The following is a 12,935-nucleotide window of genomic DNA, read 5'->3' as shown; positions in this document are numbered from 1 at the left end:
GCGCTCGGAACCCGGGGCGGCACCGTCACTCCACGGTACCGGCGCGGTAGGGTCCATCGCCGTGACGACCGCTGTGAAATCTGTCAATCGCCGGATCGCCGAGGAGCTCGACGTCGCGGAGGAGCGCGTACGCGCCGCCGTGGACCTGCTCGACGGGGGTGCGACGGTGCCGTTCATCGCGCGCTACCGCAAGGAGGTCACGGGCACGCTCGACGACACCCAGCTGCGCACGATCGACGAGCGACTGCGATACCTGCGCGAGCTCGACGAGCGCCGCGCCGCGATTCTCGAGTCCATCCGCTCGCAGGGCAAGCTCGACGACGCCCTAGAGGACTCGATCGTGCTCGCGGACACCAAGGCGCGCCTCGAGGACATCTACCTCCCGTTCAAACCGAAGCGCCGCACCAAGGCGCATATCGCGCGCGAGGCCGGCCACCAGCCCGTGGCGGACGCCCTGCTGTCCGATCCGACCACCGATCCGACGTCCTTCGGCGAGGAGCAGCTCGCCGGTGCGCGCGCGATCCTCGTCGAGCACTTCGCCGAGGACGCCGACCTCGTCGGGTCGCTGCGCGAGCTGATGTGGACCCGTGGCCGGTTGACCAGCGCGGTGCGACCGGGCAAGGAGACGGACGGTGCGAAGTTCTCCGACTACTTCGCGTTCTCCGAGTCCTTCACCTCCGTTCCGTCCCATCGAGTACTGGCAGTCCTGCGCGGGGAGAAGGAGGAGGTGCTCTCCCTCACGATGGATCCGGAGCCGAACACCGACGAACCCGCACCCGGTACCGCGTCGGTGTACGAGACCCGCATCGCGGCGCGCTTCGGTATCGGCGACCACGGACGTGCGGCCGACCGGTGGCTCCTCGACACGGTGCGATGGGCGTGGCGGACCAAGCTTCTGGTCAGCCTGGGCATCGACACCCGCATGCGGCTGCGGCAGTCCGCGGAGGAGCGCGCGGTCGACGTCTTCGCCTCCAATCTCGAGGACCTGCTGTTGGCGGCGCCCGCCGGCAGTCGCACCACCATGGGCCTCGACCCGGGGTTCCGCACGGGGACCAAGGTCGCGATCGTGGACCCCACCGGCAAGGTCCTCGCGTACGACACCATCTATCCGCACAAGCCCCAGGGCAAGTGGAACGAGGCGCTCGCGACGCTGGCCGCACTGGCGGCGAAGCACCGTGTCGATCTGCTGGCCATCGGCAACGGCACCGCGTCGCGTGAGACCGACGCGCTGGCGGCGGAACTCATCGCGAAGTACCCGGACGCGAACCTGACCAAGGCGATGGTCTCCGAGGCCGGCGCCTCCGTGTACTCCGCGTCCGCCCACGGGTCGCGCGAACTGCCCGATCTCGACGTCTCGATCCGCGGCGCGGTCTCCATCGCCCGTCGTCTGCAGGATCCCCTCGCGGAACTGGTGAAGATCGACCCGAAGTCGATCGGCGTGGGGCAGTACCAGCACGACGTCTCGGAATCCATGTTGGCGCGTTCCCTGGGCGCCGTCGTCGAGGACGCGGTGAACGCGGTCGGCGTCGACGTCAACACCGCCAGCGTGCCTCTGCTCGCGCGCGTCTCCGGCGTGGCCACCACTCTCGCCGAGTCGATCGTCGCGCACCGCGACGAGAACGGCCCCTTCCGATCCCGATCCGCGCTGCAGAAGGTTCCGCGGCTCGGGCCCAAGGCCTTCGAGCAGTGCGCCGGGTTCCTCCGCATCACCGACGGCGACGACCCCCTCGACCGGTCGAGCGTGCACCCCGAGGCGTATCCCGTGGTGCGCCGCATCGTCGACAGGGCCGGCATGGGAGTCCGTGAGGTGATCGGCAACGAGCGGGTGCTGAGGTCCCTGCGCCCGCAGGACTTCGTCGACGACCGGTTCGGACTCCCGACCGTCACCGACATCCTGTCCGAGCTCGAGAAGCCCGGCCGTGATCCGCGTCCGGAGTTCGCGACCGCCACCTTCGCGGCCGGTGTCGAGAAGGTCGCCGACCTCGAACCGGGCATGGTGCTCGAGGGAGTGGTGACCAACGTGGCGGCCTTCGGCGCCTTCGTCGACGTGGGCGTGCACCAGGACGGACTCGTCCACGTCTCGGCGATGTCCGACCGCTTCGTCTCGGACCCCCACGACGTCGTCAAGTCCGGACAGGTCGTGCGCGTGAAGATCATGGAGGTCGACCTGCCGCGCCAGCGGATCGGCCTGTCCTTGCGACTGACCGACGAGATCGGCGGTACGGCAGCGGCATCGGCTCCACGCGGCGGGTCGGGAGGCCAGGGCACCCGGAACCGGCAGAAGACCGGAGCCGGACCGCGCAAGGGAGCGCAGTCCTCGGCACCCGCCGCGGCAACGGGATCGATGGCCGATGCGCTGCGGAAGGCGGGCTTCGGAAAGTAGAGGGTGTCGCGGCGGCGCGGATAGACTTCCTCGTCACAGGACGGGCACGGCAGGAAGGCGCTGCGATGGAGCGGTGGATGCACCACGTCTCCGACGAGGGGCGCATCCCGCTGCTGTTCTTCCTCGTCGGGTTCATCGCCGGGTTCGTCTTCATCCGGTTCAGCGTCCGCATGATCCGCGCGCAGGTGTCCTGGTGGCCGGGCAACGTCACGCCGGGCGGACACCACGTGCATCACGTCGTGTTCGGTGTGGTCGCCATGCTGGTCTCGGGTATCGCGATGATCACCGTGTACGTCGACGGCACCCAGACCACGGGCGCGGCGCTCGCGGCGTTCTTCGGTATCGGTGCGGCACTGGTACTCGACGAGTTCGCGCTCATCTTCTATCTGGAGGACGTGTACTGGGCCGAGCAGGGCCGCACCTCCGTCGACGCGGTCTTCGTCGCCGTGGCCGCCACCGTCATGCTGCTGTTCGGTCTCAAACCGCTCGAGTTCTTCGACGTCGCCGGCTTCCGTGACGATCCCAGCGTCGCGGTGCGGAGCATCATCGTCGTCCTGGCCGCGCTCAATCTCCTCCTCGCCGCGATCGTCCTCGCGAAGGGCAAGATCTGGACCGGGCTCGCCGGCCTGTTCTTCCTGCCGCTGCTCGTGATCGGCGCGATCCGGATCGGCCGGCCGGGGTCACCCTGGGCGCGCTGGCGCTACACCCGACGCCCGCGGCGGATGGAGAAGGCCCTGCGGCGCGAGCGCAACCTGCGCCGTCCCGTCGTCCGCGCGAAGATCTGGATGCAGGACGCCATCGCGGGCACGCCCGACGTCGCGCACGTGCGCGCTGCTGCCGAGGACGAACTCGATCGCATCGTCGTTCCGGCGCCGGCGCCGGGGGAGTCGCGCCCCGATCGTGAATCGGTCGGCGCGGGCTGATCCGGCCGATTTCGTCGGGCACCGGTTCTCTGGCACAATCGTGGGGTTGCCTGACACCGGGCGTGCTACTCGCATGCCCGGCATCCGGTGGACACCTATTCGGAGTACGAACCAGTCGAGCGTCGACGGCATCCGCCGACGGCAGCCGCTCGGGTCCTCTGCTCGAGATCTCGTCACAGCAAGGATGAACCATGAACACCCTGGATTTCCTGGACAAGCAGTCGCTGCGCAGCGACATCCCCGAGTTCCGCCCGGGCGACACACTGAACGTGCACGTGAAGGTCATCGAGGGCTCCAAGGAGCGCGTGCAGATCTTCAAGGGCGTCGTCATTCGGCGTCAGGGTGGCGGCATCCGCGAGACCTTCACGGTCCGCAAGGTGTCCTTCGGCGTCGGCGTGGAGCGCACCTTCCCCGTCCACACCCCGAACATCGCCCAGATCGACGTGCTGACCCGCGGTGACGTGCGTCGCGCGAAGCTGTACTACCTGCGCGAGCTGCGCGGCAAGGCAGCCAAGATCAAGGAGAAGCGCTGATCTTCGGCGTTCCACTCGCTGGACGGCCGGATACAGGGGACTCGTTCCCCGGTGTCCGGCCGTTCTGCGTCCCGGCCGTTCTGCACCGCGGCGCTGCCGCTAATCTTGACCCGTGACGGACGAGCGCGCGGGCGACGACAACGACGAGGCGCAGCGAACCAAGAAGCCACGGTCCTTCTGGCGCGAGCTTCCGATTCTCATCCTGGTCGCCCTGGTGCTCAGCTTCCTCTTGCAGACCTTCGTCGCGAGGGTGTACCTGATCCCCTCGGAATCGATGGAGCCGACCTTGCACGGCTGCACTGGTTGCACCGGTGACCGCATCGTCGTGGAGAAGATCGGGTACCGCTTCGGCGATCCGACGGCCGGTGACGTCGTCGTGTTCCGCGGACCGCCGTCCTGGGACGGCGACTACGTCTCCACGCGGTCGTCCAACGTCGTCGTCCGCGGCGCTCAGGAACTCGGATCCCTCGTCGGCCTGGTCGCACCGGACGAGAACGATCTGGTCAAGCGCGTCATCGCCACCGGCGGTCAGACCGTCGAGTGCTGCGACGAGCAGGGGCGCGTTCTCGTCGACGGCAAGCCGCTCGACGAGCCGTACATCACCATGGACTTCGACTTCGTGCCCGGCACGCTCACGTGCGACACCCCGATTCGTTCCGGGCGGTGCTTCGGGCCCGTCACCGTGCCCGAGGGCAACGTGTGGGTCATGGGTGACAACCGCAGCAACTCCGCCGACTCGCGCTTCCACGTCGCCGACGAACTGCAGGGAACCATCCCGCTGGACAACGTGATCGGCAAGGCGCAGGCCATCGTGCTGCCGCCCGGTCGCTGGGGTCTCATCGACGATCCGGACATCCAGGGGCAGTGAGTTCGGGGCCCATGAAGTCGACCACGCGGCTCTCCCGGACGTCGTGGCCGCCACGCACCGTCATCCGGCGTGCGGGTGGCATGCGCACCATGGAGTCGGCCCTTCTCCGGTCGGGGCTCGGGCCCGTGGCGGGCGTGGACGAAGCGGGTCGTGGCGCCTGTGCGGGCCCACTGGTCATCGCCGCGTGCATCCTGGGCGATCGCGCCCGCGCCGCGCTGGACCTTCTGGACGACTCGAAGAAGTTGAGCGAGAAGACGCGGGAGTCGTTGTTCCCGAGGGTGATCCGCTGGGCGACGGCATACTCGATCGTCACCGTCCCCGCGGCCGAGATCGACCGCATCGGCATCCACGTCGCCAACATCGAGGGCATGCGCCGCGCGGTCGCCGGACTGTCGGTCGACCCCGGGTACGTCCTGACCGACGGTTTTCGGGTGCCCGGGCTTCCCGCGCCGTCACTCCCGGTGATCGGTGGTGACGCCACCGCGGCCTGTATCGCCGCCGCGAGCGTGCTCGCCAAAGTGCACCGCGACCGCATCATGCGCTCACTCGACGGAGACATCCCCGGCTACGACTTCTCCGTACACAAGGGCTACAACACGACGCTGCACACGGACGCCCTCGCCCGTCTCGGGGCGAGCCGGGAGCACCGTCGCTCGTGGTCGAACGTCGCCTGCCTCGAGGATGCCGGCGCCGCACCCACGGTGTCGCCGCAGGAGCGGGGTCGATGGGAACACGAGGGCGCCGATGCGCGATGATGGCGGCATGAGTGCCGAGGATCTCGAGAAGTACGAAACCGAGATGGAACTGTCGCTGTACCGGGAGTACCGCGACATCGTCGGCCAGTTCACCTACGTGGTGGAGACCGAGCGTCGCTTCTATCTCGCGAACTCGGTGGAGATGATCCCGCGGAACGCGGACGGCGAGATCTACTTCGAGGTGCGGATGTCCGATGCGTGGGTGTGGGACATGTACCGACCCGCGCGCTTCGTCAAGCACGTCCGGGTGATCACGTTCAAGGACGTCAACATCGAGGAACTCGACAAGCCGGATCTGCGACTTCCCGAGTGACGGGGATTTCCCGAGTGAATCAGCGCTGATCCGTTCCCAGGATCCGCGCGTTGAGGTGCCACCCCTCGTAGCCGTCGTCCACGCCGCCGCGCTGGTCGTGCTCGATCGACGCGCGCGGAATGGACAGGATGCGTGCCGTCCGTAGCGCCCACGAGTAGTCGCCGCACCCCACCTCCCTGGTCGATTCCCGACCCAGCGCATCGTTCGACGTCCACAGCAGTGCATAGGGGTGAGCGGGCCGCCGATCGTCCGGCACGCGGCGGAGAAGGAACTCACTGCTGGACGGCGTCCCGCTCGCCGACGAGTCGCGTGCAGTGTTCATGACCCGATCATCGCAAACCCCACGGCCGAGCGCCGCGCAACAGGGGGTTTCGGTGGTCCGTCATCCCCGGGTCGAGCGTCGTCCCCGGGTTTTCTGCGGCCGCAGGTCGGCGCCGCGGCACGGTCGCCGCGTGCCTGCACAGTCGTGCTCCGACACCGGGTGTGCCCACCACCGGGCACCGGGTCGGCGAGGAGAGCCATGGCGACGAACGCGGAAATGGGCAGAGCGGGCGAGGAAGCTGCCGCGTCGTATCTGACGACGGTGGGTCTGCGCATTCTCGACCGCAACTGGCGGTGCCGGCACGGCGAGGTCGACATCATCGGCGTGGACGGCGACATCGTCGTGTTCGTCGAGGTGAAGACCCGCTCCGGCGACGGGTACGGCACTCCGGCCGAGGCGGTCACGCCGGCGAAGGCGCAGCGCATCCACCGGCTGGCCGGGCTGTGGCTCGCCGAACGGTCCGGTCCGTGGGTGCCGGTGCGGTTCGACGTCGTGGAGGTTGTGATCGCCGACGGCCGGGGGCCTCTGCTCTCGCATCTGAGGGCGGCGTTCTGATGGCTCTGGGACGGACGTTCTCGGTCGCCGTCACGGGCATCGACGGCATCCTGGTGGAGATCGAGGCCGACGTGGGGCGGGGCCTGCCGGGCGTGCACGTGGTCGGACTCCCCGATGCGGCGCTGCAGGAGTCACGGGACCGAGTGCGGGCCGCGGTGAACAACTCCGGCCAGAGCTGGCCCGCGTCCAAGGTGGTGCTCGCGCTGTCGCCGGCCACACTCCCGAAAGTGGGATCCGTGTACGACCTGGCACTGGCGTGCGCGGTGCTCGGCGCCGCCAAGGTGGTGCCGCCGGGTCTGTTGGCCTCGACGGTGCTGGTGGGTGAGCTGGCACTCGACGGGCGGGTGCGGAGCGTGCGAGGGGTCCTTCCCGCCGTGCTCGCCGCACGCGGAGCGGGATGGACCCGCGTGGTGGTGCCGCAGGACAGCCTCGCCGAGGCGGGCCTGGTGGGCGGGATCGAGGTCCTCGGGGCCGCGCATCTGCGGCAGGTGATCGAGTGGCTCTCGCACCGGTGCACTCTCGCGGAACCGATGCCGACACGGCCGGGTCCCGAGCCCCGGTACGGCGATCTCGCCGACGTGGTCGGACAGTCCGAAGCACGCTGGGCTCTCGAGGTCGCGGCCGCCGGCGCACACCATCTGATGTTCACGGGACCGCCCGGTATCGGCAAGACGATGCTCGCGGGTCGGCTGCCCGGCCTGCTGCCGCCGCTGACGGAGGGTCAGGCCCTGGAGGTGACGGCGGTGCACTCCGTCGCGGGGACACTCACGGCGGAGTGTCCGTTGATCACCACCGCCCCGTTCATCGCGCCGCATCACACCACCTCGGTGGCGGCACTGGTGGGCGGCGGAAGCGGCATGGCGCGACCGGGTGCGGTGAGCCGGGCGCACCACGGCGTGCTCTTCCTCGACGAGTGTGCCGAGATGTCGGTGCGCGTGCTGGAGGCACTGCGTACCCCGCTGGAGGACGGCGAGGTGCGCATCGCGCGGCGCGACGGGGTCGCCCGCTATCCCGCTCGCTTCCAACTGGTGCTGGCGGCCAATCCGTGTCCGTGCGCCTCGCCGCGGACCGCCGACTGCGTGTGTGCGCCGAACGCCCGCCGGCGCTACCTCGGCAAGCTGTCCGGACCACTGCTCGACCGGGTGGACCTGCGGCTGTCGATGCAGCCCGCTGCGACCGGATTGTTGACCGACGACGTGGGGGAGACGACCGAGGTGGTGCGCGGCAGAGTGACGGCAGCGCGGCAGGCGGCGGCGGAGCGGTGGTCCGAGTTCGGCTGGCGAACCAATGCCGAGGTACCCGGATCAGCACTGCGCCAGCGCTTCCGGCTCGAACGCGAAGCATTGATTCCGATCGAACGGGCGCTGCGGCGCGGTGGCATCACGGCGCGGGGCGCGGACCGCATCCTGCGCTTGGCCTGGACGCTCGGCGACCTCGAGGGGCGGATGTCTCCGGGACCCGAGTGCGTGGCGTCGGCGATGAGTTTTCGCGAACAGGGGAGTGGCGTGTGAGTGGAGCGCAGAATCCGGAGACCCTGGCGTGGGCGTACGTCTCGACGGTGGTGCAGGGTCCGTCGCGCGCCGTCGAGCAGCTCATTGCCTCGCGCGGAGTGGTGGACGCCGCGGCGACGATGCGCACCGGGGACGTTCCGAAGGCGGTGTGGGACCGCGTGTCGGCGCGGGCACATCTCGACACCGCCGCGGCGAGCCTCGACCTGATGGCTGCGATGGACGGTCGACTGGTGGTGCCGTCGGACGAGGAGTGGCCCGCCTGGCGGTTCCTCGGATTCGAGCGGCCGGACGGGGCTCTGCCCACTAGCGACGGCGGTGCGCCGTTGGCGTTGTGGGTGGTGGGTCCGGCGCCGGTGGCGTCGTCCACGGAGCGGGCGGTGGCCGTGGTGGGAACGCGCGCCGCGACGAGCTACGGGGAGCACGTGACGGGTGAGATCGCGGGAGACCTGGCCGTGGACGGGTGGACGGTGGTCTCCGGCGGCGCGTACGGCATCGACGGTGCGGCGCATCGCGCCGCGCTGGGCGTGGGCGGCTGCACGGTGGCGGTGCTGGCGTGCGGCGTCGACCGGGCGTACCCGGCGGGGCACGAGCGTCTGCTGCGGAGAGTGTCGGAGACGGGTGCGGTGGTGTCGGAGTATCCGCCGGGCACACCACCCGCCCGGTACCGCTTCCTCTCCCGCAACAGGCTGGTGGCCGCACTGTGTGACGGCGTGGTCGTGGTCGAGGCGGGATGGCGCAGCGGGGCGCGTAACACGGCGTCGTGGGCACGGGCACTGGGGCGACCGGTCATGGCGGTACCGGGGCCGGTGACGTCCGCGTCGTCGACGGGGTGCCACCGGATGATCCGCGAGGGCGAAGCGCGTCTGGTGACGGGTGCCCGGGACGTGGTGGCCGAGGCGGGTGCGGTGGGTGCGGGTGTCGAGGACGACGACGACCGGGACGCCCTGTTCGGCCGCGATCTCGATCGCCTGCCGCAGACTCCCGCCCGCGTGCTGGACGCGTTCCCGGCCACGGGAGCCCGAACGGTGCAGCAACTGTCCGTGGACTCCGGCGTGCCCGTGTCGGCGGTGCGGTCAGCGCTGGTGGTCCTCGAGATCGAGGGACACGCCGGCCGCGACGAGGCGGGATGGGTGCGCATCGAGAAGATCCGGTGAGGGCTGTGCCGGGAGCAGGTCCTCTGCCCGCAGGGAGGTGCCGGGCAGGATCGCGTCGCGCAGGTCCGGCTTGACGCCGCTGATGATCCAGGTGCACAGCGCGGCGAGCTGAGCGGACACGAGCGGCGGTACCGCGTCCCCGATGTGGCGGTACATGTTCGACAGCGATCGCGCGCGGAACACGTAGTCGTCCGGAAAACCGTTCAGCAGGGCCAACTCTCGCACCGTGCACAGCCGGTCCTGCTCGGGGTGGGTGTAGCGGCCGTTGCCGAAGTGGGCGCACTCCCGTTTGACGGTGGGCGCGGGACGGTCCCACCACAGTCGGCCGTAGACGTCGGGGTGCGACCCCAGGCGCCCGGCGGCGACGAGGCGCTGCATCGCGGGCGTCAGGTGGTCGTCGCCGCCGGGGGCGGACCTGAGGTCGAGCCAGGAACCGCCGTCGTGGGGGAGGGCGTGGAGGCGGCGGCGGGTCGACTCACGACCGATGCTGGGCGAGAGGTGCATCGGATCGCCGGACGCCGTCTCACCGGCCTCGACGCGGGGCAGGTGGCCGATCGCGCGACGCACCGTGATCGCCTCCGGTGCGATGGTCGTGCCCTCCCACAATTCGGAAAGAGTGTGCAATTCGTGATCGCGCCGCACCGCGACCACCAGGGATCTCTCGCGTCGTTGCGGTAAGCCGACCGTACTGAGCATGTGCACCGAGGCATCGACGTCGTAGCCGAGGTGATCCAACCGCAGAGCCAACGCGTCGAGATGACCACGGAAATTACCGCCGACCAATTCTCGTGCGTTTTCCATGACGAGGACGATCGGGCGCAGAGCCTCGACGGAGTCGGCGACACGGGTCACGAGCGAATTGCGTGGATCGTCGGTGAGATGATTTCGAGGATTTGCACGGGAGAAGCCGGTGCACGGCGGGCACGCGCTGAGTACGTCGAGTGGTCGTCCGTTCAGACGCGGGGCGAAGAGTCGCGCCAACTCGGCCCCGGTGACAGCGGAAAGATCCACGGCGTGCGGCACCGTTCCGATATTCGCCTCGTAGGACGCATTGCATTCGAGAGATCCGCGCGCACTGCTCGGTTTACCCAGTTGTGCGTCCGCCGCGCCGACGACATCGAAGGCGCCGTGTCGTGCGAAGCCGCAACTCATTCCGCCCGCACCGCTGAAGAGATCGACGAAGGTCAGCGAACCGGCCGGTCTCGTCGTCGACGACACGGCACGCGTTTCCGAGAAACTCTGTGCGGTCATCCGTGAACCCTTCGTGGCCGACGTCGACGGGAGTGGCCGCGTCGAGTTTGCGTCCGTCACAGTACCGGCGACCGCGGTGAGCCCGATCGTCCCGTGTCGGTCACGAACAACAGGTCGTCGAATTCACGACCGAGATGTCGTGATTCGGATGTTGTCAGGGCGGTGTCGGGTCGGTGTCACGATGTCGGCCATCTCGGCTGTTATCTTGGAGGAAATTCTTTCTCCACCCGGTATCGAGGAGCGCAGAACAATGGCACGACGCACCACCGTCCAAATGATCGACGATGTCGACGGTTCACTCATCAAGGACGGGCAGGGCGAGACGGTCGAGTTCGCGGTCGGAGGCGTGTCCTATTCGATCGATCTCAACAGCAAGCACGCCAACGAGTTGTACGACCAATTCGCATTCTGGATCGAACACGCGGAGAAGGTGGGCGGCAAGAAGTCTCGCCGGAACGGGTCCGCCGCGGCGCCGAAGAAGGGCCGCCAGAATCTGCAGGACGTGCGGGCGTGGGCCAAGGAGAACGGCTTCGAGGTCAGCACCCGCGGGCGCATCAGCCAGGAGATCCAGGACGCGTACGACGCCGCGCACTGACCTGTCGTGGGGCCGGTCGACGAATTAGGGTAGGCTAACCACGTCTTGCGCCCCACCGGCGGCAAGGCCCGTACCCGATGGAGGTGCCCTGTGGCGCGACGACTGACCACCCTGACCGTTCTCCGCACCGAGCGGCTCACCCCGCACATGGTGCGCGTGGTGCTCGGCGGTGCGAACTTCGACGAGTTCGCGCCGTCCGAGTTCACCGACAGCTACGTCAAGCTGCACTTCGGTGACGCCGACGAGCCGACGTTGCGCACCTACACGGTGCGATCGGTGGACACGCAGGCCCGCGAAGTCGCCATCGACTTCGTCGTCCACGGCGACGAGGGTGTCGCCGGCCCGTGGGCGCTGAGCGCCGCGGCGGGGGACCAGCTCTCGTTCTTCGGTCCCGCCGGCGCGTACTCGCCTCGTGCGGACGCAGACTGGCACCTTCTCGCCGGCGACGAGACGGGCGTGCCCGCCATCTCCGCAGCCCTCGCGGCGCTTCCCGAGGGAGCCGTCGCGCGAGTGGTGCTCGAAGCAGCGAGTCCGGAGGACCGCGTCGAGATCGCGGCGCCGACCTCTGCCGACATCCGCTGGGTGTACCGCGACCAGGATCCGGGTGGCTCACCGCTGGCCGCCGCCGTCCGTGCGGTGGAGTGGCTGCCCGGTCAGCCTCATGTCTTCGTGCACGGTGAAGCGCAGTCGGTGATGCACGAGATCCGGCCTTACATCCGCAAAGAGCGTGGCGTGACTGCGGAATGGGCCTCGATATCGGGATACTGGCGTCGTGGCCGCACCGAGGAGGGATTCCGCACCTGGAAGCGAGAACTCGCTGCCAGCGAATCCTGACGATCTCGCGCTCCTCGCGAGATTCACCGAGCATCTCGCTCTGCAACGCAACCGCTCCGAGCACACCGTGCGCGCGTACGTCGGCGACGCCCGTGCTCTGATCGGCTTCTGTCGAGACGCGCACGGTGATCCGTCCGCGGCACTCGACGACGTGATCACACTTCGCTCCCTGCGCTCGTGGCTCGCCTCGATGTCGGTCGCGGGAGTGTCCCGCTCGACTCTCGCGCGTCGAGCGAGTTCGGCGCGCACCTTCACCGCGTGGTCGTGCACCGTCGGAGCACTCACCGCGGACCCGGCGGTGCGACTGTCGGCACCGCCGTCGCGTCGGACGCTCCCGGGTGTGCTGCGTGAGCGTGACGCTCGGGACGCGATGACGGCCGCGACATCCGGTGCCGAGCAACAGGATCCGATGGCCTTGCGCGACAGGGTCGTCGTCGAGCTCCTGTACGCGACCGGAATCCGGGTCGGCGAACTGTGCGGTCTCGACGTGGACGACGTGGATCTCGACAGACGGGTGCTCCGCGTCCTCGGCAAGGGCGACAAGGAACGCGTCGTACCGTTCGGCGCGCCCGCGGAGGACGCGGTGGCGCAGTGGTCGACCGTGGGCCGCCCCGCCCTGGCCACACCGGACTCCGGCGCGGCCCTGCTCCTGGGGCGTCGCGGCGGACGCCTGAATCAGCGACAGGCGCGCTCGGTGGTGCACGAGGTGCTGTCCGCCGTGCCCGGTGCCCCGGACCTGGGTCCGCACGGCCTCCGACACTCCGCCGCGACCCACCTGCTCGAGGGCGGCGCCGATCTCCGCGTGGTGCAGGAACTGCTCGGGCACGCGTCGCTCGCCACGACGCAGATCTACACCCATGTCTCCGTGGAGCGGCTGCGCGCGGTCCACGATCAGGCGCATCCGCGAGCCTGACGTCGGGTCCTGTCGACCACCTCGC

General features: G+C 69.3%; 14 protein-coding genes. 12 read left to right on the top strand and 2 right to left on the bottom strand.

The window, feature by feature from the left end:
- The first annotated feature begins 61 nt into the window (after positions 1 to 61).
- The 6 genes from OG947_RS02620 to OG947_RS02595 all read left to right on the top strand — a co-directional run bounded on the left by OG947_RS02620 (position 62) and on the right by OG947_RS02595 (position 5,775).
- On the top strand, positions 62 to 2,383 hold the full coding sequence (locus OG947_RS02620) for a Tex family protein (RefSeq protein WP_328813044.1): 2,322 nt from the start codon (positions 62 to 64) through the stop codon (positions 2,381 to 2,383).
- 65 nt (positions 2,384 to 2,448) lie between these two features.
- Positions 2,449 to 3,306: a hypothetical protein gene (locus OG947_RS02615; protein ID WP_037185285.1), complete on the top strand. Its 858-nt coding sequence runs from the start codon at positions 2,449 to 2,451 to the stop codon at positions 3,304 to 3,306.
- 191 nt (positions 3,307 to 3,497) lie between these two features.
- Positions 3,498 to 3,839 (top strand): 50S ribosomal protein L19, encoded by a 342-nt coding sequence (gene rplS / locus OG947_RS02610; protein ID WP_027505024.1) that lies wholly within the window; start codon positions 3,498 to 3,500, stop codon positions 3,837 to 3,839.
- A gap of 112 nt (positions 3,840 to 3,951) precedes the next feature.
- Positions 3,952 to 4,707, top strand: coding sequence for a signal peptidase I (lepB, locus tag OG947_RS02605; protein WP_222630753.1), 756 nt, complete (start codon positions 3,952 to 3,954; stop codon positions 4,705 to 4,707).
- An 11-nt stretch (positions 4,708 to 4,718) separates the two neighbouring features.
- Positions 4,719 to 5,462: a ribonuclease HII gene (locus tag OG947_RS02600; protein WP_222645344.1), complete on the top strand. Its 744-nt coding sequence runs from the start codon at positions 4,719 to 4,721 to the stop codon at positions 5,460 to 5,462.
- A 7-nt stretch (positions 5,463 to 5,469) separates the two neighbouring features.
- Entirely contained in the window at positions 5,470 to 5,775 is a 306-nt protein-coding gene (locus OG947_RS02595; RefSeq protein WP_027505026.1) for a DUF2469 domain-containing protein, read from the top strand.
- Between the two features lie 19 nt (positions 5,776 to 5,794).
- Here the strand turns inward: OG947_RS02595 and OG947_RS02590 are convergent, their stop codons facing one another.
- Positions 5,795 to 6,097: a hypothetical protein gene (locus tag OG947_RS02590; protein WP_056445054.1), complete on the bottom strand. Its 303-nt coding sequence runs from the start codon at positions 6,095 to 6,097 to the stop codon at positions 5,795 to 5,797.
- A 198-nt stretch (positions 6,098 to 6,295) separates the two neighbouring features.
- Between OG947_RS02590 and OG947_RS02585 the strand changes: the two genes are divergently transcribed.
- The 3 genes from OG947_RS02585 to dprA are packed head-to-tail and all read left to right on the top strand — an operon-like array spanning position 6,296 to position 9,317.
- The gene (locus OG947_RS02585; RefSeq protein ID WP_222630762.1) at positions 6,296 to 6,652 is read left to right on the top strand and encodes a YraN family protein; all 357 of its coding nucleotides are present in this window, start codon (positions 6,296 to 6,298) and stop codon (positions 6,650 to 6,652) included.
- A complete protein-coding gene (locus OG947_RS02580; protein ID WP_328813043.1) occupies positions 6,652 to 8,163 on the top strand; it encodes a YifB family Mg chelatase-like AAA ATPase in 1,512 nt (503 codons plus the stop codon). Before OG947_RS02585 ends, OG947_RS02580 begins: the two co-directional genes overlap by 1 nt.
- Positions 8,160 to 9,317: a DNA-processing protein DprA gene (gene dprA / locus OG947_RS02575; protein ID WP_328813042.1), complete on the top strand. Its 1,158-nt coding sequence runs from the start codon at positions 8,160 to 8,162 to the stop codon at positions 9,315 to 9,317. Before OG947_RS02580 ends, dprA begins: the two co-directional genes overlap by 4 nt.
- Here dprA and OG947_RS02570 read toward each other — a convergent pair.
- Complete coding sequence (locus OG947_RS02570) at positions 9,237 to 10,568, bottom strand: DNA cytosine methyltransferase (protein ID WP_328813041.1); 1,332 nt, start codon at positions 10,566 to 10,568, stop codon at positions 9,237 to 9,239. The genes dprA and OG947_RS02570 overlap by 81 nt on opposite strands.
- 250 nt (positions 10,569 to 10,818) lie before the next feature.
- Between OG947_RS02570 and OG947_RS02565 the strand changes: the two genes are divergently transcribed.
- The 3 genes from OG947_RS02565 (at position 10,819) to OG947_RS02555 (ending at position 12,910) form a co-directional block, all read left to right on the top strand.
- Positions 10,819 to 11,163, top strand: a complete 345-nt coding sequence (locus OG947_RS02565) for a histone-like nucleoid-structuring protein Lsr2 (RefSeq protein ID WP_027505031.1) — start codon at positions 10,819 to 10,821, stop codon at positions 11,161 to 11,163.
- 90 nt (positions 11,164 to 11,253) lie between these two features.
- Entirely contained in the window at positions 11,254 to 11,997 is a 744-nt protein-coding gene (locus OG947_RS02560; protein WP_027505032.1) for a siderophore-interacting protein, read from the top strand.
- Positions 11,981 to 12,910, top strand: a complete 930-nt coding sequence (locus OG947_RS02555) for a tyrosine recombinase XerC (RefSeq protein WP_328813952.1) — start codon at positions 11,981 to 11,983, stop codon at positions 12,908 to 12,910. The genes OG947_RS02560 and OG947_RS02555 overlap by 17 nt, the downstream gene beginning before the upstream one ends.
- The last annotated feature ends 25 nt before the right edge of the window (positions 12,911 to 12,935 follow it).

Origin of the sequence: Rhodococcus sp. NBC_00297, assembly GCF_036173065.1 — a bacterium.
Taxonomy (GTDB): domain Bacteria; phylum Actinomycetota; class Actinomycetes; order Mycobacteriales; family Mycobacteriaceae; genus Rhodococcoides.
Note: the sequence above shows the minus strand (reverse complement) of the source record. Positions and strands in the feature narration are given on the sequence as shown.

Bases quoted from the DNA above. Each gene is read 5' to 3' on its own strand.
- OG947_RS02570 (WP_328813041.1), bottom strand. From the start codon at position 10,568: ATGACCGCACAGAGTTTCTCGGAAACGCGTGCCGTGTCGTCGACGACG.
- OG947_RS02565 (WP_027505031.1), top strand. From the start codon at position 10,819: ATGGCACGACGCACCACCGTCCAAATGATCGACGATGTCGACGGTTCA.
- OG947_RS02580 (WP_328813043.1), top strand. From the start codon at position 6,652: ATGGCTCTGGGACGGACGTTCTCGGTCGCCGTCACGGGCATCGACGGC.
- OG947_RS02615 (WP_037185285.1), top strand. From the start codon at position 2,449: ATGGAGCGGTGGATGCACCACGTCTCCGACGAGGGGCGCATCCCGCTG.
- OG947_RS02585 (WP_222630762.1), top strand. From the start codon at position 6,296: ATGGCGACGAACGCGGAAATGGGCAGAGCGGGCGAGGAAGCTGCCGCG.
- rplS (WP_027505024.1), top strand. From the start codon at position 3,498: ATGAACACCCTGGATTTCCTGGACAAGCAGTCGCTGCGCAGCGACATC.
- OG947_RS02590 (WP_056445054.1), bottom strand. From the start codon at position 6,097: ATGAACACTGCACGCGACTCGTCGGCGAGCGGGACGCCGTCCAGCAGT.
- OG947_RS02595 (WP_027505026.1), top strand. From the start codon at position 5,470: ATGAGTGCCGAGGATCTCGAGAAGTACGAAACCGAGATGGAACTGTCG.
- OG947_RS02600 (WP_222645344.1), top strand. From the start codon at position 4,719: ATGAAGTCGACCACGCGGCTCTCCCGGACGTCGTGGCCGCCACGCACC.